Origin of the sequence: Paracoccus tibetensis (assembly GCF_900102505.1) — a bacterium.
Classification (GTDB): domain Bacteria; phylum Pseudomonadota; class Alphaproteobacteria; order Rhodobacterales; family Rhodobacteraceae; genus Paracoccus; species Paracoccus tibetensis.
This window is the reverse complement of record NZ_FMVT01000018.1, coordinates 1-22,231: the sequence shown is the minus strand read 5'-3', so window position 1 is coordinate 22,231 and position 22,231 is coordinate 1. Positions and strand designations below refer to the sequence as shown.

General features: G+C 67.0%; 21 protein-coding genes, 1 tRNA gene, 2 pseudogenes and 1 other annotated feature. Of the genes and pseudogenes, 14 read left to right on the top strand and 10 right to left on the bottom strand.

Annotated elements, in window-relative coordinates:
• Window positions 1-5: 5 nt before the first annotated feature.
• The 4 genes from BLP73_RS17540 to BLP73_RS17525 form a co-directional block, all read right to left on the bottom strand.
• Window positions 6-470, bottom strand: a complete 465-nt coding sequence (locus BLP73_RS17540) for a DUF421 domain-containing protein (RefSeq protein ID WP_217630723.1) — start codon at window positions 468-470, stop codon at window positions 6-8.
• A 1-nt stretch (window position 471) separates the two neighbouring features.
• Window positions 472-1,089: a hypothetical protein gene (locus BLP73_RS17535; RefSeq protein ID WP_090747889.1), complete on the bottom strand. Its 618-nt coding sequence runs from the start codon at window positions 1,087-1,089 to the stop codon at window positions 472-474.
• Window positions 1,090-1,152: 63 nt separating this feature from the next.
• Complete coding sequence (locus BLP73_RS17530; protein ID WP_090747886.1) at window positions 1,153-2,277, bottom strand: PRC-barrel domain-containing protein; 1,125 nt, start codon at window positions 2,275-2,277, stop codon at window positions 1,153-1,155.
• A 322-nt stretch (window positions 2,278-2,599) separates the two neighbouring features.
• Window positions 2,600-2,905 carry a DUF202 domain-containing protein gene (locus BLP73_RS17525; protein WP_245686734.1) on the bottom strand — a complete coding sequence of 102 codons (306 nt, stop codon included), beginning with the start codon at window positions 2,903-2,905 and terminating at the stop codon, window positions 2,600-2,602.
• Window positions 2,906-3,078: 173 nt separating this feature from the next.
• Window positions 3,079-3,134: a sequence feature (sul1 is cis-regulatory element that is thought to sense ions involved in sulfur or methionine metabolism; They are found in Alphaproteobacteria), on the top strand.
• Window positions 3,135-3,205: 71 nt separating this feature from the next.
• Here BLP73_RS17525 and BLP73_RS17520 point away from each other — a divergent pair.
• A complete protein-coding gene (locus BLP73_RS17520) occupies window positions 3,206-4,702 on the top strand; it encodes a SulP family inorganic anion transporter (RefSeq protein WP_090747880.1) in 1,497 nt (498 codons plus the stop codon).
• A gap of 49 nt (window positions 4,703-4,751) precedes the next feature.
• Here the strand turns inward: BLP73_RS17520 and BLP73_RS17515 are convergent, their stop codons facing one another.
• The 3 genes from BLP73_RS17515 to BLP73_RS17505 form a co-directional block, all read right to left on the bottom strand.
• Window positions 4,752-6,122 carry an aspartate aminotransferase family protein gene (locus BLP73_RS17515; RefSeq protein ID WP_090747877.1) on the bottom strand — a complete coding sequence of 457 codons (1,371 nt, stop codon included), beginning with the start codon at window positions 6,120-6,122 and terminating at the stop codon, window positions 4,752-4,754.
• 11 nt (window positions 6,123-6,133) lie between these two features.
• On the bottom strand, window positions 6,134-7,594 hold the full coding sequence (locus BLP73_RS17510; RefSeq protein ID WP_090747875.1) for an NAD-dependent succinate-semialdehyde dehydrogenase: 1,461 nt from the start codon (window positions 7,592-7,594) through the stop codon (window positions 6,134-6,136).
• A 114-nt stretch (window positions 7,595-7,708) separates the two neighbouring features.
• The gene (locus BLP73_RS17505; RefSeq protein ID WP_090747956.1) at window positions 7,709-8,182 is read right to left on the bottom strand and encodes an Lrp/AsnC family transcriptional regulator; all 474 of its coding nucleotides are present in this window, start codon (window positions 8,180-8,182) and stop codon (window positions 7,709-7,711) included.
• A gap of 73 nt (window positions 8,183-8,255) precedes the next feature.
• Here BLP73_RS17505 and ehuR point away from each other — a divergent pair, with 73 nt between their 5' ends.
• From ehuR to BLP73_RS17450, 11 genes and pseudogenes are all read left to right on the top strand, one after another.
• A complete protein-coding gene (ehuR, locus tag BLP73_RS17500) occupies window positions 8,256-9,614 on the top strand; it encodes a MocR-like ectoine utilization transcription factor EhuR (protein WP_175453417.1) in 1,359 nt (452 codons plus the stop codon).
• A 179-nt stretch (window positions 9,615-9,793) separates the two neighbouring features.
• Entirely contained in the window at window positions 9,794-10,801 is a 1,008-nt protein-coding gene (gene dctP, locus BLP73_RS17495) for a TRAP transporter substrate-binding protein DctP (protein ID WP_090747869.1), read from the top strand.
• 68 nt (window positions 10,802-10,869) lie between these two features.
• Entirely contained in the window at window positions 10,870-11,514 is a 645-nt protein-coding gene (locus tag BLP73_RS17490; RefSeq protein WP_090747866.1) for a TRAP transporter small permease, read from the top strand.
• Window positions 11,511-12,794, top strand: a complete 1,284-nt coding sequence (locus tag BLP73_RS17485; RefSeq protein ID WP_090747863.1) for a TRAP transporter large permease — start codon at window positions 11,511-11,513, stop codon at window positions 12,792-12,794. The genes BLP73_RS17490 and BLP73_RS17485 overlap by 4 nt, the downstream gene beginning before the upstream one ends.
• A gap of 6 nt (window positions 12,795-12,800) precedes the next feature.
• Window positions 12,801-13,505 (top strand): maleate cis-trans isomerase family protein, encoded by a 705-nt coding sequence (locus BLP73_RS17480; RefSeq protein WP_090747859.1) that lies wholly within the window; start codon window positions 12,801-12,803, stop codon window positions 13,503-13,505.
• Window positions 13,499-14,446, top strand: a complete 948-nt coding sequence (gene eutB / locus BLP73_RS17475; RefSeq protein WP_090747856.1) for a hydroxyectoine utilization dehydratase EutB — start codon at window positions 13,499-13,501, stop codon at window positions 14,444-14,446. Before BLP73_RS17480 ends, eutB begins: the two co-directional genes overlap by 7 nt.
• The gene (locus BLP73_RS17470; RefSeq protein ID WP_090747853.1) at window positions 14,443-15,402 is read left to right on the top strand and encodes a cyclodeaminase; all 960 of its coding nucleotides are present in this window, start codon (window positions 14,443-14,445) and stop codon (window positions 15,400-15,402) included. The genes eutB and BLP73_RS17470 overlap by 4 nt, the downstream gene beginning before the upstream one ends.
• The gene (gene doeA, locus BLP73_RS17465; protein WP_090747849.1) at window positions 15,395-16,591 is read left to right on the top strand and encodes an ectoine hydrolase DoeA; all 1,197 of its coding nucleotides are present in this window, start codon (window positions 15,395-15,397) and stop codon (window positions 16,589-16,591) included. Before BLP73_RS17470 ends, doeA begins: the two co-directional genes overlap by 8 nt.
• Window positions 16,588-17,574 carry a N(2)-acetyl-L-2,4-diaminobutanoate deacetylase DoeB gene (gene doeB / locus BLP73_RS17460; RefSeq protein ID WP_090747846.1) on the top strand — a complete coding sequence of 329 codons (987 nt, stop codon included), beginning with the start codon at window positions 16,588-16,590 and terminating at the stop codon, window positions 17,572-17,574. The genes doeA and doeB overlap by 4 nt, the downstream gene beginning before the upstream one ends.
• Window positions 17,575-17,636: 62 nt before the next feature.
• Window positions 17,637-17,908 (top strand): annotated as a pseudogene (locus BLP73_RS17455) (transposase); the annotation flags it as partial.
• A 385-nt stretch (window positions 17,909-18,293) separates the two neighbouring features.
• A pseudogene (locus BLP73_RS17450) lies at window positions 18,294-18,969 on the top strand (transposase); the annotation flags it as partial.
• A 17-nt stretch (window positions 18,970-18,986) separates the two neighbouring features.
• Here BLP73_RS17450 and BLP73_RS17445 read toward each other — a convergent pair.
• Window positions 18,987-20,531 (bottom strand): stealth conserved region 3 domain-containing protein, encoded by a 1,545-nt coding sequence (locus tag BLP73_RS17445; RefSeq protein WP_175453415.1) that lies wholly within the window; start codon window positions 20,529-20,531, stop codon window positions 18,987-18,989.
• 237 nt (window positions 20,532-20,768) lie between these two features.
• On the opposite strand from BLP73_RS17445, the gene BLP73_RS17440 reads away from it, so the two are divergent.
• Both BLP73_RS17440 and BLP73_RS17435 read left to right on the top strand, forming a co-directional pair.
• Entirely contained in the window at window positions 20,769-21,272 is a 504-nt protein-coding gene (locus tag BLP73_RS17440; RefSeq protein ID WP_175453414.1) for a DUF120 domain-containing protein, read from the top strand.
• 232 nt (window positions 21,273-21,504) lie between these two features.
• Window positions 21,505-21,594 (top strand) — tRNA-Ser (locus BLP73_RS17435).
• A gap of 98 nt (window positions 21,595-21,692) precedes the next feature.
• Here BLP73_RS17435 and BLP73_RS17430 read toward each other — a convergent pair.
• Together BLP73_RS17430 and BLP73_RS19510 are read right to left on the bottom strand one after the other, a co-directional pair.
• Entirely contained in the window at window positions 21,693-21,941 is a 249-nt protein-coding gene (locus tag BLP73_RS17430; RefSeq protein ID WP_090747837.1) for a hypothetical protein, read from the bottom strand.
• Complete coding sequence (locus BLP73_RS19510) at window positions 21,938-22,078, bottom strand: hypothetical protein (protein WP_175453413.1); 141 nt, start codon at window positions 22,076-22,078, stop codon at window positions 21,938-21,940. Before BLP73_RS19510 ends, BLP73_RS17430 begins: the two co-directional genes overlap by 4 nt.
• Window positions 22,079-22,231 lie beyond the last annotated feature (153 nt).

The following is a 22,231-nucleotide window of genomic DNA, read 5'->3' as shown; positions in this document are numbered from 1 at the left end:
GGCCGTCAGACCACCGCCAGCGTGCCATCCGTCTCCAGGATTACCGCCTTGACGTCCGTCAGGCCCTCGCGGCCGCTTTGGCGCAGGGCGGCCTCGATCTCCTCGACCGTGACGCGCTGCTGCCTCATGGCGTCCCGCAACAGCTGCCCGTCACGGACAAGCAGCGTCGGCTCTGCCTTGATGACATGCTGGATGCGGTCCGAGCGGACCGAGAGCCAGGTGATGGCGTATTGCAGCCCGACCAGCAGCGCCAGCACCCCTTCGGCAAGCGGCACGTCGCCGCTGAGCAGCACCGTGGCGAGGGTGGAGCCGAGCGCGACGGTCACGATCAGATCGAAGGCGTTCATCTTGGACAGGGTGCGCTTGCCGGAGATCCGCAGCATCAGGATCAACGCCACATAGGCCATGGTGCCTACGAGCAGAACGCGCAGCACGCCCTGCCAGTCGTGAAAGAACATCGGACCCAGCATCTCAGTCGATCGACGCGCGAAGATGGAGGTCGCCGTCAGCCGTCAACTCGGCGCGCACCTGAGGACCCGACGCAACGTGCCCTGCTGCCGCGAGATCGACCGCAACCTCGCCCTCGGCGTCGGCGGCGCGGGTTGCGTCGGCCAGAAGGGTCTCGCCCTGCCACAGCGCCAGCCTGACCTCCGAGGCGGGTGGAAGGCCGCCGGCCTCGATCCGGAAGCTGCCCGTCGGCAGGCGCGCCATCGAGATCTGTGGTCCCGGCGACAGGGCCCCGCCTAGATCCGTGTCGGCGACGAAGTCGGACGCCCGGCTGCCGGCCTCGGTCGCCAGCGCATCCGCCTGCTCGGCGGTGTCCTCCAGCACGTCGCCGGCACGGTCGAGCAGGCCGTCCGCGTCGTCAGCCCGGGGCCGCGGGATGGCCACGGCACCGGCCGTCCCGAGATCGGCCTCGGCGCCGACGTCGTTGGCACGCAGGATGGCTTCGGGCGTGACATTGCAGCGCGCAGCCAGTTCGTCCAGCCGGTCCTGCGAGCCGAACGGCACGGCGGCGGGACATGACTGCGCCGACGCCGCGCCCACGCCCAGGATGAGAAGGCTGGCGCTGACCGTGATCGTCTTCATGATCCACTCCGGGAAAAAGATCGGCCGGGGACGAGTGCGCCCCCGGCCATTCGCTGATAGCGCTCAGCCCTGGTATTCGGGCATCTGCTCGAGCTGCTCGCGCGTCGCGTCGACATGGACCCGAATGTCGTTCCCGCCGCGGTGCAGGACCGACACCTCGTCCATCCCGAGGGCGATGGTATGCGCCCCAAGCCCCAGGAAGCCGCCGATGTCGAGGACGATATACTCGACCTCTCCGCCCTGCGAGGCGACGACATCCTGCACGTTGCCGATGTTGTTGTCGCCGGCACCATAGACGTTCGCACTCATCAGGTTGTCGATGGACAGCGACGACGGCTCGGCCTGCTCGTAGCCCTGAAGCTGGACCTGCGGCGCCGTCATCGCCTGCCGGCCGCCGCGCCAGGCATCGTCACCGGCCCCGGCCTGGCGTTGCGCCTGAGGCGGACGAGCCTGCTGCTGCGCGGGCTGCTGTCCGGCCGCCTGCGCGGCAGGCTGCTGCTGCTGAGCGGCCTGCTGCTGAGCCTGCTGCTCCTGCCCCGCCTGTTCCTGCCCAGCCTGCTGCTGCGCACCGTCCTGTCCCACGAAGGAGACGTTCGGCTCGCCGCTTTCGGTGAACTGGACCTGCGGCTCGCCGCCACCCGAGAACTCGATGTTCGGCTCGGCCGCTTCATAGGTCACGCGCGGCTGCGCCTGCTGCACGTCGACCTGCGCCTGCTCGCCCTGTTGCTGCTGAAGCCGGACCTGCGGCGTGCCTTGCTGGACCTGGACGTCGGCTTGCTGCTGGCCCTCCTGGTCGGGGGTATCTTCCACGGCCACATCCACCTGCGGCTCGCCCTGCTGCACGCTGACGCGCGGCTGCGCTTGGTTCACCTCGATCTGCGGGTCCGGCGTTTCCACCGAGACCTGCGGGTCGGGCATGCGCACGATGATCTCGGGCTGGGGCTGCGCGACAGAGACGCGCGGCTCGGGCTGGGTCACGTTGACCTCGGGCGCGGGCTGCTCGACAGCGACGGTTGGCGGCTCTTGCGTCACCACGATGCGCCCTTCGATGCGCTCGACCTCGTCGCCTTGGGCCGTGGTCTGCTCGGCCTGAGCAACATACTGGGCACAGAGTTGCGGATCGTCGCTTTGCGCGGCCTTGGCCGCTTCATCAAGCCAGGCCTGCTGGAATTGCTGGTTGTCTTGCACGACTTGAGTGAGCTGTTGGCAGGCCTGCTCATCTTGCTGAGCCTGCTGCGCCCTGGCCGGCACAACTGCAGTCGTGCTTAGCATCGAAGCCATGAACAGTCCGGTGAGACGGTATGTCATACTGTTCTCCTTTCTTTGCTGAGGCTGTTGCAACGGGAAATCCTGCCAATGTTCCTGCATTTCTGCCTAGAGAATGATCATCTTCTCGTAGCAGCTCGATGTTTGGCAGGCTAAGTCCCTGCGCCTGAGCCAGAATTCTCTACGACCCCTCAATCGACCTCAGGTCGTATTTTCCATATCAAGCCGAGAGATTGTGGCCGGTTCAAATGAACCAGAGCACCGCGCCGATGGCGATATTCCCGGCGCTGAGAAGCAGAACCAGCAACGCGATGCGCGCGCGCGGTTGCAGGCGGGCAACCTCGTTCGTCAACCGTCGCCTGGATCTGCTGTGTTGCAGCCACGCGCCCATCAAGATGACCTGAGCCGCGACCAGAAAGGCCGTTGCAGCGGCTTTGGGCACCCATGTCGGCTGGAAGGGTCCGAAGACGGCGTGAAGGCCGATGGCGACGCCGGCCGCGGCAAGCCCGGTCCTGATCCATCCGGAAAACGTCCGCTCGGCCGCGAGCATCGTGCGGTCCTCGGCCAGATCCGTGCGGTCTTCGGCCAGATCCTCCCTCGGCGACATGGCACCTCCTCATGCGGTCGACAGAAGGACAAGCCAGAGGGTGCGGGATGAGTTGCAGATGCAAGACGGCGCGCGCTTGATCCCGCGGCAGGCCCGCGTTATCAGGCGGCAACACGCAAGGACCCGGTGAGACTCCGGGTGGCTCTTCCGGCCGCCGATCCGCCGGACAATCCTTTGAAGAACCCGAAACAGCTGCCGGAATGTCTTGCGAGAGACCTCCCGTGCCGGGTCATTGGACAACTCATGATCTCTCTCACCGACTACCGCGCGCAGTGGTTCGGCAACATCCGCGGCGACCTGCTGTCGGGGCTTGTCGTCGCGCTGGCGCTCATCCCCGAGGCGATCGCCTTCTCGATCATCGCGGGCGTCGATCCCAAGGTCGGGCTCTATGCCAGCTTCTCGATCGCCGTGCTCATCGCCTTCGTCGGCGGCCGGCCCGGCATGATCTCGGCCGCGACGGCGGCGACGGCCGTGCTGATGGTCACCTTGGTGCGCGAGTTCGGCCTGGAATACCTGCTGGCGGCGACGGTGCTGGCCGGGCTCATCCAGATCGGCATGGGGCTGTTGAAGCTGGGCCGCTTCATGCGCTTCGTCTCGAAATCCGTGATGACGGGGTTCGTCAACGCGCTCGCGATCCTGATCTTCATGGCGCAGCTGCCCGAGCTGGACCTTGCCACCCCTGGCGTCACCTGGCTCACCTGGGCGCTCGTCGCGGCGGGGCTTGCGATCATCTACCTCTTTCCGCGCCTGACGACGGCGATCCCCTCGCCGCTGGTCACGATCATCCTGCTGACGGCGCTGACGCTGGTGATGGGCTGGGACGTGCGCACGGTCGGCGATCTGGGCGCCCTGCCCGACACGCTGCCGGTCTTCCTGATCCCCGACATCCCGCTGACGCTGGAGACGCTGTGGATCATCCTGCCCTATTCCACCGCCATCGCGGTCGTCGGCCTGCTGGAGAGCCTGATGACGCAGAACATCGTGGACGAGCTGACCGACACCGCCTCGGACCGGAACCAGGAATGCATCGGACAGGGCATCGCGAACACGGCGACCGGCTTCATCGGCGGGATGGCCGGCTGCGCGATGATCGGGCAGTCGATCATCAACGTGAAGTCGGGCGGGCGCGGCCGGCTTTCGGCCTTCACCGCGGGCACGGTGCTGCTGATCCTCGTGGTCGGGCTTGGCGATCTGGTGGGCCTGATCCCGATGCCCGCGCTGGTCGCGATCATGATCATGGTCTCGGTCGGCACGTTCAGCTGGCCCTCGCTCAGGAACCTCAAAACGCATCCGCGCTCATCCTCGGTGGTGATGCTGGCCACGGTGGCGACGGTGGTCTGGACGCACAACCTCGCCATCGGCGTGGGCGTGGGGGTCCTGCTGTCCGGCATCTTCTTCGCCGCCAAGATCGCGCAACTGTTCCGCATCCGCTCGACCCTGTCGGATGACGGCCGCGTGCGGACCTATACAGTCGAGGGCCAGCTGTTCTACGGCTCGGCCGAGGCCTTCGCCGCCGCCTTCGACTTCCGCGAGGCGGTGGAGCGGGTGATCATCGATGTCAGCCGCGCCCATATCTGGGACATCAGCTCGGTGCAGGCGCTGGACGCGGCGATCCTGAAGTTCCGCCGCGAGGGCGCCCAGGTCAGCCTGATCGGCATGAACGAAGCCTCCGAGACTTTGGTGGACCGGCTGGCGATCCATGACAAGCCGGGCGCGCTGGACAAGCTGGCCGTGCATTGAGCAAGCACCCGAGCGGCCGCCGGTTCATCACCAGCGGCCTGTTTCGGGATCAACCGAGGACTTCGCGAACTGCCTCGCGCGTCGTCTCGACGATCTGGTCGGCCTCTGCTTCGCTGAGGCACAGGGGCGGGGCGAGGCCGATGATGTCGCCCTGCGGCATGGCGCGGGCGATCACGCCGCGCTTCAGCATCGCGGCGACGACCTTGGCGCCCTTGCCCTCGGAGGGATCGAAGAAGCGCCGCGCCTCGCGGTCGGCGACCAGCTCCACCGCGCAGAGCATCCCCTCGCCCCGCACCTCGCCGACATGGGGGTGATCGCCCAGTTCCTCGGCCATGCGGCGGTTGAGATAGGCGCCAACCGTGCCCGCGTTCTCGACCAGCCCCAGCTCGTCGATCAGCTTGAGATTGGCGATGCCCGCCGCAGCGCCGATGGGATGGGCGCTGTAGGTCCAGCCGTGGCCCATCACGCCGTTCTCGTCCGTGCCGCGCGCCAGCACGTCCCACATGCGCTGGCCAACGATGCTGGCCGAGAGCGGCGCATAGGCCGAGGTCAGCCCCTTCGCGCTGGTGATGAGGTCCGGCTTCATGCCGTAGTGGTCCGAGCCGAACATGGTGCCAAGGCGCCCAAAGCCCGTCACCACCTCGTCCGCGACCAGCAGGATGTCATGGGCGTCCAGCACGCCCTGGATCGCCTGCCAGTAGCCCGCCGGGGGCGGCACGATCCCGCCCGTGCCCAGCACCGGCTCGCCGATGAAGGCGGCGATGGTGTCCGGACCCTCGGCCTCGATCAGCGCCTCGAGCTGGCGGACGCAGTAGCCGGTGAACTCGCCTTCCGACATCGAGGCGTCGGGGCGGCGGAGATAGTATGGCGCCTCGGTGTGGATCACCTGCGCCAGCGGCAGGTCGAACTTCTTGTGGAAGAGGTCGAGGCCGGTCAGCGAGCCGGTCATCAGCCCCGAGCCGTGATAGCCCCGCCAGCGGCTAATGATCTTCTTCTTTTCCGGCCGGCCGAGGATGTTGTTGTAGTACCAGATCAGCTTGATGTTGGTCTCGTTGGCATCCGAGCCGCCGAGGCCGAAATAGGCCCGCGCCATCCCCTCGGGCGCGCGATCCATCACCATTTTCGCCAGCGTGATCGACGCCTCGGACCCGTGCCCTGCATAGGCGTGGTAATAGGCCAGCTCGTGGGCCTGTTTCGCGATGGCCTCGGCGATCTGGGTCCGGCCGTAGCCCACGTTCACGCAGTAGAGCCCGGCGAAGCCGTCCAGCAGGCGGTTGCCGTCGCGGTCGGTGATGTGGCACCCCTCGCCGCCCGTGATGATCCGCTGCGGCGCCTCGCCCCGCGCGAACTGCGCCAGATGGGTCGAAGGGTGCATGAAGCTGTCGCGGTCCCACCGGGCCAGTTCGTCATTGCTCAGCATGGTTTGTCCTTTCACGCCCAGTCACGGCAGAGGTACTTGATCTCGGTAAACGCCTCGAGCCCCTGTCGCGCTCCCTCCCGGCCGAGACCGGACTGCTTCATGCCGCCGAAGGGGATCGGCGCGCCGGTGACCTTGGTGCGGTTGACGGCAACCATGCCGAACTGAAGCGCCCGGCTGACGCGGTAGATGCGGCGGGGGTCGAGGCTGTGAACATAGGCGATGAGGCCGTACTCGGTCGCGTTGGCGCGGGCGATCACCTCGTCCTCGGTCTCGAAGGGGGAAAGGGCGGCGACGGGGCCAAAAGTCTCCTCGGACATGATCGCGGCCTCGTCCGGCACGTCGGCCAGAACGGTGGAGCGGTAGAACAGCGGGCCAAGGTCTAAGGCAACCTCGCCGCCCGTCAGCAGCCGCGCGCCCTTGGCCAGGGCGTCCGCGACATGGGCCTGCTGCTTGGCGATCTGCCGCTCGTGGATCAGCGGGCCGAGATCGGCGTCCTGCATCCCCGGCGCCAGCGTCAGCTTTTCCACGGCCGCGGTGAAGCGGGCGCAGAAGGCGTCATAAAGCGGGCGGTGGATGTAGAAGCGGTTGGCGCCGAGGCAGTCCTGCCCCGAGGTCGCGAACTTTGCCTTGACCGCCTCGGCCACGGCACGGTCCAGATCGGCGCCCTCGAAGACGATGAAGGGCGCGTGCCCGCCCAGTTCCATCACCAGCCGCTTCACCGTATCCGCCGACTGGCGGTAGATGAGCCGCCCCACCTCGGTCGAGCCGGTGAAGGACAGCGCCCTGACGCGCGGATCGGCGGTCCACTGGCCGACGATTGCGGCGGCGTCCCCAATCACCGTGTTCACCACGCCCGCCGGGAACCCCGCGCGCTGCGCCAGCACCGCCAGCGCCAGCGCTGAGAGCGGCGTCTCGGCCGAGGGATGGATGACCACCGTGCAGCCGGCGGCCAGGGCGGCGGCGGCCTTGCGGGTGATCATCGCGCAGGGGAAGTTCCACGGGGTCACCAGCGCGGCGACGCCGACCGGCTCGCGCCACAGCTCCATCTCGGCGTCGGGCAGATGGCTGGTCACACCCTCGATGTTCGGGCGCAGCGCCTCCTCGGCGTAGAACTGCACGAAGCTGGCGGCATAGTCGATCTCGCCCCGCGCCTCGCCGATGGGCTTGCCCTGCTCGGCGACCATGATGCGGGCGAGGTCTTCGCGGGCCTCGAGGATCAGCGCGTGCCATCGGTGCAGGATGGCGGCGCGGTGCTGGGGCAGCAGGGCGGACCAGCCCGGAAAGGCGGCTTGCGCCGCATCGACTGCGGCGCGGGCCCCAGCCTCGGTGCTGACGGCGACCTGCGCCACGACATCGCCGGTGGCCGGATCGCGCACGGCCAGCCGCCCCTCGGCCGGAAAGTCGCCGCGGCCGGGCAGAAGGCCGGGATCGCTGAGGCGGTCGGTCAGGCGGTGCTGGTGATCGTCGAGCATGAAACCTCCTTGGCTGGTCCAAGGATGCGCGGACGGGGCCAGAGGGTTTTTCTGTTCCGAGGGCGGGCGGGCAGAGGAATCCTCTCTCCTTGGCCGCCGGGGCCGAGGAAACCGCTAGATCAGCGCGGTCAGCGGCGCTGCGTCCTTGACCGGCTTCGTGACGATGTAGCTGAAATAGCGCCGCACCCCGGCGCGACTTTCAAGCAGCCCGTCCATCAGCACCTGGAAGGCGGCCACATCCGTCGCGATCACTTGCATGAGGTAGTCATAGCCCCCGCCGATCGCCCAGCAGCCGGTGACGGCGTCCATCCGCGCGATCACCCGCTCGAAGATCTGAAAGCTCTCGGCGCGGTGGCTGTCCAGCTCGACCGTCACGAAGACCTGCACATGGGGGCCGAGCGCGGCGAGGTCGATCTGGGCGCGGTAGCCGCGGATCAGGCCCGCCTTCTCGAGCCGCCGCATCCGGTCCCAGCAGGGGGTGGGCGACAGGTTCACGCGGGCGGCCAGCTCGGTCTTGGTGATGCGCCCCTCGCGCGCAAGGGTCGCGAGGATGGCAATGTCCCGGTCGTCGAGGCGCAATCCGTTCATTCCTCGGCTTCTTCCCTTGCTCCGCCGGTTTGTCAATCTGGACAAGCCGCCACCGCCCGGCGATCCTGTCGCCATGTCGCATTGGCCGCTTCGCAGGGAAGACATCGCCCGCCCCGCCTATCGCAGCCTCGCCCAGGGGATCGCCGCCGCCATCGACGCGGGCAGCCTGCGTCCGGGCCAGCGCCTGCCGCCGCACCGCGATCTTGCCTGGCAGCTGGGCGTCTCGGTCCAGACGGTCAGCCGCGCCTATGAAGAGCTGATCCGCGCCGACCTCATCTCTGGCGAGGTGGGACGCGGCAGTTTCGTCAAGTCCGGCCCGCGCGAGACGATCGAGGTGCCGTGGTTCCGCGCCCCGACCGACCGCCCGCCGATCGACCTGTCGATGATGACCCCGGTCGCGCTGCCCCAGATCCGCGCCGCCTGGTCGGACAGCCTGCACCGCCTGGCGGGCCAGCTGCCCGACCCGGCGATGATGTCCTTCCGCCCGCGCCAGACCATGGCGCTCTATGGCGGGATGGCGGCAGCCTGGCTTGCGCGCTGCGGCATGGTCGTGCCGGCGCAGCGCATCCTCATCACCAACGGCACCACGCCCGCCATGTTTGTCGCGCTGATGACGGTGGCCGCCCCCGGCGATGTCGTCGCGACCGAGGCGCTGACCTGCCACACGCTGAAGCCCGCCGCACAGGCGCTGCACCTGCGCCTGAAGGGCATCCCCGCAGACGACCGCGGCATGCTGCCGGACGCGCTCGAGGCGGCGGCGCGGGCCTCGGGCGGGCGGATGAAGGCGGTGTTCCTGTTGCCCTCTGGCGGGGGGCCCCTGGCGCAGATCATGGACCGCGAGCGGCGCGGGGAGCTGGCGCTTGCGGCCGCCCGCGCCGGGCTGATGATCCTCGAGAGCGATCCGACCGGCCCGATGCCGCCCCGCCGCCCGCCTGCGCTTTCCAGCTTCGCGCCTGAGCGCAGCTTCTACTTCACGGGCCTGTCGAAAAGCCTCTCGCCCGGCCTGCGTGTCGGTTTTCTCGCCATGCCCGAGGATTGGGCAGAGGCCGTGCTGAACCGGCACCTGTCGATGGCCTGGATGGCGACGCCCTTGATGGTCGAGATCGCGCAGGACTGGATCGCCGGCGGCACGGCCGATGGCCTGCTGGCCGCGCAGCGGGCCGAGCTGGCGGCACGCAACCGGCTTGCGCAGCGCCATCTGGGCCTGCAGGCGCAGGGCTTCCTGCACGGACTTCACCGCTGGCTGCCGCTGCCGGAAGGCGCCGACGAGAGCGCGATCCTCGCGGCGGCGCTGGAGCAGCGCGTCGCGCTTGCCCCGGGCGCGGGCTTTGCGGTCTTGCCCTCGGGGCCTGCGCTTCGGCTCTGCCTCGGCGCCGCCGGGATGGGCGATCTGGACCGCGCGCTGCGCATCCTGTCGGCAATCCTGCCCTGAGGCGACCGGCTTCTTCGGCAGTCGGTTTGACTCCGGCCGGTGAAATTGTCATGATTTAATCCTTCGATTGACTTGGAAACCGCCTCGGACGCACGTTCTGCGCCAAGGCGGAGCGGGCCGTCCGGGCCCCACATCCTGCCACCACGGGCCGCAAACGGCCCTGTCCAACAGGAGATGACATGCGCATCAAGACCCTCACCGCCGCCAGCCTGACCGCCCTCATGCTCGGCGCGCCCGCCGCCATGGCCGACACCTGGCGCTATGCCTTCGAGGAGGCGCTGGACGAGGTCCAAGGCGTCTTCGCCCAGAAGTTCAAGGAAGAGGTCGAGGCCAATTCCGACCACGAGGTCCAGTTGTTCCCCTTCGGCACGCTCGGCGAGAGCGACAACATCCTGGAGCAGACCCAGTCCGGCATCCTGCAGTTCGTGAACCAGTCGCCCGGCTTCACCGGCGCGCTGATCCCCGAGGCGCAGGTGTTCCTGGTGCCCTACCTCCTGCCCGAGGACGAGCAGCAGCTCTACAGCTTCTTCCGCGACAGCGAGGCGATCAACGGCATCTTCCCCGAGCTTTATGCCGAGCAGGGGCTGGAGCTTCTGACCATGTATCCCGAGGGCGAGGTGATGGTCACCTCGAACCGTCCCATCGCCGCGCCCGCCGATTTCGACGACGTGAAGGTGCGGGTGATGACCAACCCGCTGCTGGTCAGCAGCTACCAGGCCTTCGGCGCAACCCCGACCCCGCTGCCTTGGGGCGAGGTCTATGGCGGGCTTCAGACCGGCATCATCGACGGGCACGAGAACCCGGCCTTCTTCATCGAATCCACCCGCACCTTCGAGGTGCAGGAGCACATCACCCGGCTCGGCCACAACAACTTCACCACCGCGCTGATGGCCAACAAGGACTTCTTCGACGGCCTCTCGGAAGAGGACCAGCAGCTGATCCGCAACGCCACGGATGCCGCTTTCGAGCATATCCTCGAATACCAGCAGGGTCTGACCGAGGCCTCGCTGGAGGCGATCGAGGCCGCCAAGCCGTCGATCACCGTCACCACCCTCTCCGAGGAGGAGCGCGCCCCCTTCCGCGCCACCACCGAGCAGGTCGAGGCGACCTTCCTCGAGATCGGCGGGCCGCGCGCGCAGGAGGTGCTGGACCAGATGAAGGCCGATCTGGAGGCCGCCGGCAGCTGAAGCCGGCCGCCGCATGACACCGGGCCGGCCCGCAGCGGGGCCGGCCTTGCAGGTTCAGGACATATGGCATGAGCGATACGCACCAGCCCGCCGCCGGGCCCGACCAGCGCGCCACGGGACCCGCCACGGCCGAGGACGACATCGACGACGCGGCCTACCGCTCGGGCCTGCCGGGGCCGCTTGGCTTCGTGGATCGCGGCATCGCGCGGCTGGAGGCGGTGATCCTCGCCCTCGGCGTGCTGGCGATGGCGGTGAACACGGTGGCCAACGTGGTCGGCCGCTTCGTCTTCGGCCGCTCGCTCTATTTCGCCGAAGAGGTGAACGCGGCGCTGATCGTCCTGATCACCTTCGCCGGCATCTCCTACGCCGCCCGTCACGGGCGCCACATCCGCATGTCGGCGATCCTCGACATGCTTCCTGTCGGGCCGCGCAAGCTGGCGATGATCGCGATCTCGGCGCTGACGGCGGCGCTGCTGTTCCTGCTGTCCTGGTACGCGCTGGACTATGTCATGACGCAGGCCAGCCGCGGCCGGGTGCTGCCGGCGCTGCGCATTCCGCAATGGTGGACGCTGGTCTGGGTGCCTGTGGGGCTCTTCCTGACGGCGCTGCAATATGCGCTGACCGCGCTGCACAACGCCACCCATCCCGGCGTCTGGCTGTCCACCGGCGTCAAGGACGGCTACGCGCCGGCCGAGCCCGAGGACCGCCCATGACCGCCGCGATCCTCGGCACGATGGTCGTGCTGCTGCTTTTGGGCTTTCCGATGATGGTGCCGCTGCTGATCGGCGCGATGGTGGGCTTCGTCGGCATCTTCGGCGGGATCGGGCAGCTGGACACGCTGGTCCAGCAGGTCATTGCCGGCATCCAGCCCGCCAGCCTGATCGCGGTGCCGATGTTCATCTTCGCCGCCGACCTGATGACGCGGGGCCAGTCGGCCGCGCGGCTGATCGACCTGGTGATGGCGTTCCTCGGCCATGTGAGGGGCGGCCTTGCCATATCCGCCGCTGGAGCCTGCACGATGTTCGGCGCGGTGTCCGGCTCGACGCAGGCGACGGTGGTGGCGGTCGGCGGGCCGTTGCGCCCGCGCCTGCTGAAGGCGGGCTACAGCGACAAGTTCACGCTGGCGCTGATCATCAACGCGTCCGACATCGCCTTCCTCATCCCGCCCTCCATCGGGATGATCATCTACGGCGTCGTCTCGGGCACCTCGATTTCCGAGCTGTTTCTGGCCGGGATCGGGCCGGGCCTGCTGATCCTGCTGCTCTTCTCGATCTACGCCTATATCTACGCCGTCCGCCACAACGTCCCGACCGAGCCCAAGGCCAGCTGGTCCGAGCGGGGCCGGGCCCTGGCCCGCGCGCTCTGGCCGCTCGGCTTTCCGGCCATCGTCATCGGCGGCATCTATGGGGGCGTCTTCTCGCCCACCGAGGCCGCCGCCGCCTGCGTGCTCTATGCCCTGATCCTGGAAATGGTGATCTTCCGCGACCTGACGCTGAAGCAGCTTTTTGCCACGGCGAAATCCACCGGCCTCATCACGGCCGTCGTCTTCATCCTGATCGGCGCGGGCACGGCCTTCAGCTACATCATCAGCTTCGCGCAGATCCCGCAGGCGATCCTCGGCGGGATCGGCATCGACGAGATGGGGCCCTATGGCGTCCTCTTCACCATCGCCATCGCCTTCTTCATCGGCTGCATGTTCGTCGATCCCATCGTGGTGATCCTGATCCTGGTGCCGATCTTCGCGCCGGTGGTCAGCGCCTCGGGCCTCGATCCGGTGCTGGTCGGCACGCTGATCACGCTGCAGGTCGCCATCGGCAGCGCGACTCCGCCCTTCGGTTGCGACATCTTCACCGCCATCGCCGTCTTCAAGCGCCCCTACTGGGAGGTGATCCGCGGCACGCCGCCCTTCATCGCGATCCTCCTTTTCGTGTCGGTGCTGCTGATCTTCTTCCCGCAGATCGCGCTCTTCCTGCGCGACATGGCCATCTCCTGAGGCGGCATGAGACCCGATCCCATCCTCCGCTTCGGCCTGATCGCTCTGGCCACCGACTTGACCATCGAGGGCGACGCCGCGCGCCTCATGCCCCCCGGCACGCGCCTGCACGTGACCCGCATCGCCTTCGACAACCCCACGACCGAGGAGAACCTGCGCCGAACCGGCCCCCGCCTGCGCGAGGCCGTGGACCTGCTGGTCCCCGGCGTGCCGCTGGCGGGGATCGGCTTCGGCTGCACCTCGGCCTCGGCGGTGCTGGGGGATCAGATGGACCGCCTCGCCGGCCATCGCGGCGCGGTGACGACGCCGATGGGCGGGGCGCTGCGGGGGCTGGCGGCGCTTGGTGCGCGGCGGGTGGCACTGATGACGCCCTATCTGGCGGCGACGACCGATCTGGTGGGCGATCATTTCGAGGCGCATGGGGTCACGGTCCTCAAGCGCTCGTCCATGGGCCACGCCGACGACCGCGACATGGCCCTGCTGCCCGAGGCCGAGATCGTGGCGATGGCCGAGGCGAGTGATCACCCCGAGGCCGAGGCCCTGTTCATGTCCTGCACCGCGCTGCCCGCGCTCGGCCTGATCGAGCGGCTGGAGGCGCGGCTCGGCAAGCCTGTCCTGACCGCGAACCAGGCGCTGTTCTGGGCGATGCTGGACGCCGCCGCCGTGCCCGCCACCGGCCCCGGCGCCCTCTTCCGGCGGCGCACATGGTAGGGCTGGAGGACATCCTTGCCGCGCGAGACCGCATCGCCGCGCAGGTGGCGGTGACGCCCGTGGTGGCCTCACCGTCGCTCTCCGCTCTGGCGGGGGCCGAGGTGGTGCTGAAATGCGAATACCGCCAGCAGACCGGCGCGTTCAAGCTGCGCGGGGCAACGAACGCCGTGGCGCGGCTTGGCACTGTTGCGGGCGTCACCACCGCCTCGACCGGCAATCACGGCCGGGCGCTGGCCCATGCGGCGCGGGACAAGGGACTGCGGGCGGTCATCTGCGTCTCGCGCCTTGTGCCCGAGAACAAGCTAGCGGCGATCCGCAATCTCGGCGCCGAGGCCCGCGTCATCGGCGCCAGCCAGGACGAGGCCTATCGTGAGGCGCAGCGACTTCAGGCCGAGGAGGGCTTCGTCCTGATCCCGCCCTTCGATCATCCCGATGTCATCGCGGGCCAAGGCACGCTCGGGCTGGAGATCCTGGACCAGGTGCCGCAGGCCGGCGCCATCGCGGTGCCGCTGTCGGGCGGCGGGCTGCTGGCCGGGGTCGCGGCGGCGGCCAAGGCGCGGCGGCCGGACATCCGGATCATCGGCATCAGCATGGAGCGCGGCGCCGCGATGGCCGCCAGCCTGAAGGCGGGCGCGCCGGTCGAGGTCGAGGAGCTGCCGACCCTCGCCGACAGCCTCGGCGGCGGGATCGGGCTGGGGAACCGGCTGACCTTCCCGATGGTGCAGGGCCTCATGGACGAGCTGATCCTGCTGACCGAGGACGAGATCGCCGCCGGCCTCCGTCAGCTGGCGCGCGAGGGCCATGTGGTCGAGGGCGCCGCCGCCGTGGGCGCGGGCGCCATCCTTGCGGGCAAGCTGAGGGCCGAGCGCCCGCTTGTCCTGATCCTCTCGGGCGGGAACATCGACCCGGCCGCCCATGCCGCGCTGATGAGGGCCGCATGAGGCCGCTGATCCTGAACGAAGACGAGCTGCGCGCCCGCGTGCCGCTGGACCTCGCGGCCATCGACGTCGTCGAGAACGCCTTCCGCCAGTTGGCCATCGGCGAGGTCGTGATGCCGCCGGTCCTGTCGATGCACCTGCCGGCCGTGAACGGCGAGATGGACGTGAAGACCGCCTATGTGCCGGGGCTGCCGGGCTTTGCGGTGAAGATCTCTCCGGGCTTCTTCGACAATCCGGCGCGGGGCCTGCCCTCGACCTCGGGGCTGATGGTGGTGCTGGACAGCCAGACCGGACGCGTGCGGGCGGTGCTGCTGGACAACGGCTATCTGACCGACATCCGCACGGCAGCGGCGGGCGGCGTCGCCGCGCGTCACCTTGCCCGCGCGGATGCCAGCCGCGCCGCGATCTTCGGCGCGGGGCTTCAGGCGCGGATGCAACTGGCGGCGCTGCGGCTCGTGCGGCCGATCCGGCAGGCGGTGATCTGGGCGCGCGATCCGGCGAAGGCGCAGGCGCTGGCCGGCAGGCTGACTGGCCCCGACTGCACCGTGACCGCCACCGCCGATGCGGCCGAGGCCGCCGCCGGCGCCGACATCATCGTGACCACCACGCCCGCCACGCAGCCGATCCTGCGCGCGGACTGGCTGCGCCCCGGCCAGCACGTCACCGCGATGGGCAGCGACCAGCCGGGCAAGGCCGAGCTGGAGCCCGCCTGCCTTGCGCGCGGCCTCTATGTCGCGGACCGCCTCGCCCAAACCCGCCTGATGGGCGAGCTGCGCGCGGCGCCTCGGCTGCACGACAAGGACCACCCCGAGCTGGGCCAGATCATCGCCGGCCAGCGCCCCGGCCGCACCAGCCCCGAGCAGATCACCATCTGCGACCTGACCGGGACCGGGGTTCAGGACACTGCCATCGCCACCCACGCGCTTGCCGCGTCATCGAAAGACGATCCCCATGCCTGAACTGCAACGGACGCCCTACCGCTTCTCGACCGCCGAATACGAGCAGCGGCTCAAGAAGACCCGCGCCAGCATGGAGCGGCAGGGGCTGGACCTGCTGGTCGTCACCGACCCCTCGAACATGGCCTGGCTGACGGGCTATGACGGCTGGTCCTTCTATGTCCACCAATGCGTCATCATCGGCCCCACCGGCGCCCCGGTCTGGTTCGGGCGCGGGCAGGACGCGCAGGGCGCGCTGCGCACCGTCTGGATGGGCGAGGATCACATCATCGGCTATCCTGACCACTACGTGCAGTCGATGGACCGGCACCCGATGGACTATCTCTGCGCCCAGCTGACGGACCGGGGCTGGAGCCGCGGCACCGTCGGCGTCGAGATGGACAACTACTACTACTCGGCCAAGGCGCATGAGCGGCTGGTGGCGGGCCTGCCCGAGGCGCGGCTGACGGATGCGGCGGGTCTGGTGAACTGGCAGCGCGCGGTGAAGACGCCCAAGGAACTGGAATACATGCGCAAGGCGGCCCGCATCGTCGAACGGATGCACCGCCGCATCGCCGACAAGGTCGAGGTGGGGATGCGCAAATGCGATCTGGTGGCCGAGATCTATGACAGCGGGTTGCGCTACGACGAATGGTCCGGCCATGGCGGCGACTACCCGGCCATCGTGCCGCTGCTGCCCTCGGGCCCGGACGCGGCCGCGCCGCACCTGACCTGGGACGACCAGCCGATGAAGAAGGACGAGGGCACCTTCTTCGAGATCGCCGGCTGCTACCAGCGCTACCACGTGCCCCTGTCGCGGACGATCTTCCTCGGGACGCCCCCGCAAGAGATGCTGGATGCCGAGAAGGCCGTCCTGGAAGGGATGGAGGCGGGGCTCGAGGCCGCCCGCGCCGGTAACACCTGCGAGGACATCGCGAACGCCTTCTTCCGGGTCCTCGACCGCCACGGCATCGTCAAGGACAACCGCACCGGCTACCCCATCGGCCTCTCCTACCCGCCGGACTGGGGCGAGCGCACCATGTCCCTGCGCCGGGGCGATCTGACCGAGCTGAAGCCGGGCATGACCTTCCACTTCATGACCGGCCTCTGGATGGAGAACTTCGGCTACGAGACGACCGAATCCATCGTCATCACCGAGGCCGAGCCCGAGCTGTTCTGCAACATCCCCCGTCGGATGCTGGTGAAGCAATGAACCCGATCCGCCCCACCATCCCGCTGGACCTTCCAGGCAAGCATCACGGTTTCCTGCGCCTGCCCTATTCGCGCAACGACAGCGCATGGGGCAGCGTTTTGATCCCGCTGACCGTCATCGCCGGCGAGCCCGGACCGACCGCGCTGCTGACCGGCGGCAATCACGGCGACGAATACGAGGGGCCCATCGCGCTCCAGCAACTGGCATGGGAGCTGGAGCCGGCCGAGGTCACCGGCCGCGTCATCATCGCGCCCTATCTCAACTACCCGGCCTTCCGGGCTGGCACACGGGTCAGCCCCATCGACGGGGTCAACATGAACCGCTGCTTCCCGGGCCGCCGGGACGGCACGGTGACGCAGAAGATCGCAAATTACTTCGACAGCGTGCTGGTGCCGATGGCCGATCTGGTGCTGGACTACCACTCAGGCGGCAAGACGCTGGACTTCCTGCCCTACGCGGCGGCGCATTATTTGGACGATCCGGCGCAGCAGGCGGCCTGCGTCGCCGCGATGCGGGCCTTCGGCGCCCCCTTCTCGATGATGATGCGAGAGATCGACGCGGTCGGCATGTTCGACACGGCCGTCGAGGCGCAGGGCAAGGTCTTCGTGACGACCGAGATCGGCGGCGGCGGGACGGCGACCGCCGCCTCGACCCGGATCGCGCTGCGGGGGGCGCGGAACGTGCTGCGCCATGCCGGCATCCTCGGCGGCGAGATCGAGGGCGCCGAGGACAGCGTCATGCTGGACATGCCGGGCGACGACTGCTTCCACTTCGCCGAGCGCGACGGGCTGCTGCACCCGCTCGTGGACCTGGGCGAGGAGGTGGCCGAGGGCCAGCCCATCGCCCGCATCTGGCCCGCCGACCGCACCGGCATCGCGCCGCTCGAGATGCAGGCGAGCCGCCCCGGCATCATCGCCGCGCGTCACTTCCCCGGCTTGGTGCAGTCGGGCGACTGCCTGGCCGTGATCGCAATGCGCGCCTAGAGTGTAGGAGCCATTGATCATCTGCTTGCGGCATGATCCAGCCTCCGGAAGGAGACTGATTGATAGACAGTATTTTCTGGCTGACGGACGCGCAAAGGGACCGGCTTCAGCCGTTCTTCCCATGCCGCGCGTCGATGATCGTTGTGTGATGGGCCGAATACTCTTCATGCACCGTAACGGGTTGCAGTCGCGCGATGCGCCGAAGGAGGATGGTCCGGCAAAGACCCTCTACGACCGCTGGAAGCGGTGGAACGACAACGGAGTCTCCGCCCGAATAATGGACGGGCTGGCCGCCGGGGCTGCCGGGCCGAAGACGGTGATGATCGACGCCACCTAAGTGAAGCGGCATGGCACGGCATGTCTTTGCTTGTGACTCGTCGCAATATCATTACGAGGCCGCTCTCACGGTCAAGGATTATCGCATCGGAAGCCAACACCCGAAAATCCGCGAAATGCTTCACCGGTAAATGAAAAAGCTGAAATGGCGACTGGGAAGCAGACCATGATGTACCTGGCTCTTCCTCCTGACCCAGCAAGCTCGAAATTCTTTGCCTGAACCGTAAAGCTGTGGCTGGCGTCGGGCGTCAGAGTCTGATCAGCACCTATGCTTCCAGCTGCAGATCTCTGATGCAACATGCGCTCGGTGCGGCTGATGGGCTTTGTTGCACGAATGACCAGCGAGGCTTCACGTCGCGACTCAAGCATATCAGCTAAAGAGCTTGAGCAGACCGACACTCTTCGCCTACAAGAACCGCAACTGGCCCGCCTACAACGAAGCGCTCAACCGCCGCGGCTCGCTGACGATCTTGTTCGATACTGCCAATGACCTGAGAAGCCGCTCGCACCGGAAAACGCGGGCGGCGGCCCCGACTATAGCGATCCAGCTATTAAGACCTGCTTGACCATGAAGGCGGTGTTCGGGACGGCACTTCGGCAGTCGATTGGTTTTGGGGAGAGCCTGTTGTGGAACGCCTGCAAGAACGGCGGCCCCAGACGGCGGGTCTTGCGCAAGATCCACATCGGGATTGACGGCAAAACCTTCTAGGGTCCGGGCTGCCGAGTTCAGCACAGCGACGTTGGCGATGCGCCCGTGCTGCTCGAACTTCTGGACCAGACCCGCTCTATCAACAGATTGCCAGCGTCACCGCAGACGGCGCTCTCGACACCCGCAAGTGCCATGACGCCATTACCGCCCATGCCGCGGCCGCGATCATCCCGCTCCGCAGGAACGCCAATCTCTGGAAGCCCGACACCGCAGGGGCCATCGCACTTAATGTGATCCTGCGCAGATTGAAACGCGACGGCCGAACCAGATGGCGCCGATGGAGCGGGTATCACCGTCGAAGCCGCGCCGAGATCAAGATGCACTGCGTCAAGCTTCTGGCCCAGCGCCTCTCCGTGCTTGAATCAAGTTACTGATGGGTTCTTGAGGACGAGTACTCCCATGGGGCAGCGTTCGGGAACCAGCGGTTCAAGCAGCGTCGCACCTCATCATGCCAACCTGCCGGTGGTGCCTCTGCACCGCCTTCGTTGATGCAGACAAAGTCGAGTTCCCGACGCTGCGCGAGCTCGAGCTTCTCTCGCCAAACGAACTCGTTGCATTTCACCAGCAGACCCGAATTGCTTGCCGAGAATGCGTGTCCCTCGGCGAGCGCGAAGTGATGGTAGAGGAAGCTGACGAGGTTCAGGTCTTCGGCGCTGCGAAAGCGGTTCGCCCGGAACCTGTCCATCTCGTCACGAAACCGCTTTTCGATCTCCATCAGCACGGTTCGGAGCAGCGAGAAGGGGACATGATTGTGCAGTTCGGTGGCGGCGAACCCGAACTCTCGGCGCAGCAGCGCCTGGCTGTTGCGCGCAGCATTGAGATAGTCAGGATCGCCTGTGCGCACCGGGCCGGACACGACGCCGTAGCCCTCGAGGCGCGCTGCAGACCTATAGGAGGCGTCGAAGAAAGCGGCCGGTTCCAACGGGCGCATGACGAAGACATCGTCGTTCAGGTAGATGAACTGCTCAGCCAATCCCGGCAGGTGATGCAGGTACGACTCGATGACATGCGAGTTGAACGTGGGCAGAAACTTCTGGGGAATGACATCCCGGTGGTCCACCCAGTTGATGCCTTCATGGCTGAGGTCGAGCCAGTGGGGCGGTCGGCAATTGGTGAAGATGTGGATCTGGTTGATCCAAGGCAGATTGCGCCTGACGGCGCGCAGCGCGTAGCGCAGCTCGTCGTTGTTGTGGAAACGGGTGACGCTGGCAGCGTCGCCTGCGGGCGCGCCGGAGGATGCCTTCTCCACCGCACCGTCGGGCCGGTAGGTCCGGTACATCGCCTGCCAGTCCTGATCCTGGTGATCAACCCAGGTGAATACGGCGTCCACGGGGCGCTGTGCGCGTTGATGCGCGAGCAAGGGCGCCTGCAGGATCTCCGTCGCCCGCCGCAGACCCGGGGTCGAGAAATGGTCACCATAGCAGTTGCGCATGACGCGGTTGCGCGCATTGCGCGATGTCCATCTTCCAGGCACGATCTCGGAATAAGGCTCGACCGTCAGCTGTAGCGGGAGGCACCCGCTCGACAGCGGCAGCTCAAGCTTGACCACGGCCAGGTGCAGGAGCTTCGCACATGACGCCCTGTTGAACGGATCAACAGCAATCTCGGGAAAGCTCTCCTTGAGCCATTGAAGGAGGGGCAGCAGATCGACATCCGCGACGCCAACATGCAGTGCATGAGGACTGCGCTGCAACTCGAGCACAGGGAAGTGACCGGACATCACCGCGAGCAGACTGTCGGTATGGCTTCCACTGCCGGATGATGCCGTCAGCGGCGGCAGGCCTCGGCGCGCCGCAGCAGCCTGCAAGACAGCCCTGACATGGGCCCGCTTGTTCACCTGGTTCCTAAGGGCGCGTCGGAAAGCACTCGGATCGACCAACGCAATTTGAACATAGCCCGCGTAGCGCCGCATTGACGTGAGCCTGATCATTGCCTGCGAACTCGCATGCGGAACATCCCCGGAAGATTTGCCGACGCCCGTCGTCTACACGGTGTCATGCGATCGACACAAGCCGACAACAGCTGGTGCGTTCTGGACGCCTGCCGGCTTGGCATGGACAGGCACCTGGACATAGAGTGCAGCCCGAACCAGACGGTTGGAAGAAGGGCCGTCCCAGACATCTCAGATCATGAAGCAAGCGAGGCAACAATGCGGGATATGGCAGGTCATGTTGCTTCCAAACGCGCCTCGGGCACAAGGTTCTGGACAAGAAAGATCATCGTGATCGGGACCGTGAAGCGGGGCTGGGGCTCGTCTTCCCGGCAGAAGGACGTCTACACGGATCGCATACAGGAACGCACGGGGGTCACCGTCTACCCGGGAAGTCTGAATCTGGACATCTGCACGGAGCTTTATCTCCGCAATGGAATGAAGATCCGGACAAGCCTGGGGCCCTATTTGCTCTACCCGGTGACCGTGAACGGTTTGCAGGCCTTCGCCGTGAAACCGCCTCGGGCCAAGAACCGCCCAAACACGCTGGAACTGATGAGCGCCACAGCCTTGCGTGAGGAGTTGAACTTGGCCAATGGTGACACGGTAACTGTCGAGATTCTCTCGCGCTACATTCGGCCGGCCCGCGTAGGGCGCTGGCGAAGCCTCATGGGACGGTTGCTGGGCAGGCTCTCGCGATATTTCGCTTTTCCTCCGGCCTGATTGGATCTTGCGCTAGAAACCTCCGCGAGCAACAGCCATTCCGCGCGCAGCTATGTCGTGAACTTTCGCGTAGGGAAGCGCAAGATCCAGACCAGGCGCTTGAAGGCACGTGGCGCTGGAAAGCATGAATAGGCGGACGCACGGTATCGGAACACACGGAAGCGACAGACATTCTGCCGAACCATACGAATGCCCTTGTGTCTCTCAGGCTTGCGCGGTTATACCCGCCAGCGGAGACGTGGCCGAGTGGTCGAAGGCACACCCCTGCTAAGGGTGCAGGCGGGAAACCGCCTCGAGGGTTCGAATCCCTTCGTCTCCGCCATTTCCCTTAGTAAGCCCTTATTTTTCCGCAGTTTTTGACGTCGCTGTGGAGATGGTTCCCCTCGCTATTCCTCCACGCTGATGCGGAAGATGCAGGAACTAGCCGGAAGCTACGGGAGCATTTGCGTCGCGCCGCAGCCGCCATTCTTCCGTCCTCATGTCCTCCAACTTCCGCAGGTCATCGTCGATCGCGCGGATGAGTGAGAGGACGCCGTTGGCCACAGGGTCCGGGTTGTTGAGCGGCGCCCACTCCATCGTCACCTCGCGCAGGATGGTAGCAAACCCGGCGATCCGAGTGATGTGGTCGTCCGTGCGGCTGAAAGCCTGCATCCAGTGTATCGCGCTCATGCCGCACCCCCTTTCGGCAAGTTCACGCTGTCCAACTGCTCCTTGATTTGGTCAGCCAGCGACCTGGCGATGCGGATCAAGCAGGTCACCGCATTCTTGGCAATGCCCTCATCGTCTAGAACGTCAATGGCCTCCATCACTCCGCAGAGCTGCATCGCAGTTGTCTGCACGTCACTGCAGTGGTCTAAACAGCCTCGAGTTTCTTAGACGCCTTCACGTCTCATCATCTGCCGTCGCTCGAACTCCGCAGGCGACAGCATTCCGTTTCTCGCGTGCTTGCGCTTCGGGTT

What these genes read in the sequence shown, in the direction of transcription:
- BLP73_RS17540 (WP_217630723.1), bottom strand. Translation starts at nt 470, where the DNA reads ATGCTGGGTCCGATGTTCTTTCACGACTGGCAGGGCGTGCTGCGCGTT.
- BLP73_RS17535 (WP_090747889.1), bottom strand. Translation starts at nt 1,089, where the DNA reads ATGAAGACGATCACGGTCAGCGCCAGCCTTCTCATCCTGGGCGTGGGC.
- BLP73_RS17525 (WP_245686734.1), bottom strand. Translation starts at nt 2,905, where the DNA reads ATGCTCGCGGCCGAGCGGACGTTTTCCGGATGGATCAGGACCGGGCTT.
- BLP73_RS17520 (WP_090747880.1), top strand. Translation starts at nt 3,206, where the DNA reads ATGATCTCTCTCACCGACTACCGCGCGCAGTGGTTCGGCAACATCCGC.
- BLP73_RS17515 (WP_090747877.1), bottom strand. Translation starts at nt 6,122, where the DNA reads ATGCTGAGCAATGACGAACTGGCCCGGTGGGACCGCGACAGCTTCATG.
- BLP73_RS17510 (WP_090747875.1), bottom strand. Translation starts at nt 7,594, where the DNA reads ATGCTCGACGATCACCAGCACCGCCTGACCGACCGCCTCAGCGATCCC.
- BLP73_RS17505 (WP_090747956.1), bottom strand. Translation starts at nt 8,182, where the DNA reads ATGAACGGATTGCGCCTCGACGACCGGGACATTGCCATCCTCGCGACC.
- ehuR (WP_175453417.1), top strand. Translation starts at nt 8,256, where the DNA reads ATGTCGCATTGGCCGCTTCGCAGGGAAGACATCGCCCGCCCCGCCTAT.
- dctP (WP_090747869.1), top strand. Translation starts at nt 9,794, where the DNA reads ATGCGCATCAAGACCCTCACCGCCGCCAGCCTGACCGCCCTCATGCTC.
- BLP73_RS17490 (WP_090747866.1), top strand. Translation starts at nt 10,870, where the DNA reads ATGAGCGATACGCACCAGCCCGCCGCCGGGCCCGACCAGCGCGCCACG.
- BLP73_RS17485 (WP_090747863.1), top strand. Translation starts at nt 11,511, where the DNA reads ATGACCGCCGCGATCCTCGGCACGATGGTCGTGCTGCTGCTTTTGGGC.
- BLP73_RS17480 (WP_090747859.1), top strand. Translation starts at nt 12,801, where the DNA reads ATGAGACCCGATCCCATCCTCCGCTTCGGCCTGATCGCTCTGGCCACC.
- eutB (WP_090747856.1), top strand. Translation starts at nt 13,499, where the DNA reads ATGGTAGGGCTGGAGGACATCCTTGCCGCGCGAGACCGCATCGCCGCG.
- BLP73_RS17470 (WP_090747853.1), top strand. Translation starts at nt 14,443, where the DNA reads ATGAGGCCGCTGATCCTGAACGAAGACGAGCTGCGCGCCCGCGTGCCG.
- doeA (WP_090747849.1), top strand. Translation starts at nt 15,395, where the DNA reads ATGCCTGAACTGCAACGGACGCCCTACCGCTTCTCGACCGCCGAATAC.
- doeB (WP_090747846.1), top strand. Translation starts at nt 16,588, where the DNA reads ATGAACCCGATCCGCCCCACCATCCCGCTGGACCTTCCAGGCAAGCAT.
- BLP73_RS17445 (WP_175453415.1), bottom strand. Translation starts at nt 20,531, where the DNA reads ATGCGGCGCTACGCGGGCTATGTTCAAATTGCGTTGGTCGATCCGAGT.
- BLP73_RS17440 (WP_175453414.1), top strand. Translation starts at nt 20,769, where the DNA reads ATGCGGGATATGGCAGGTCATGTTGCTTCCAAACGCGCCTCGGGCACA.
- BLP73_RS17430 (WP_090747837.1), bottom strand. Translation starts at nt 21,941, where the DNA reads ATGAGCGCGATACACTGGATGCAGGCTTTCAGCCGCACGGACGACCAC.
- BLP73_RS19510 (WP_175453413.1), bottom strand. Translation starts at nt 22,078, where the DNA reads ATGGAGGCCATTGACGTTCTAGACGATGAGGGCATTGCCAAGAATGCG.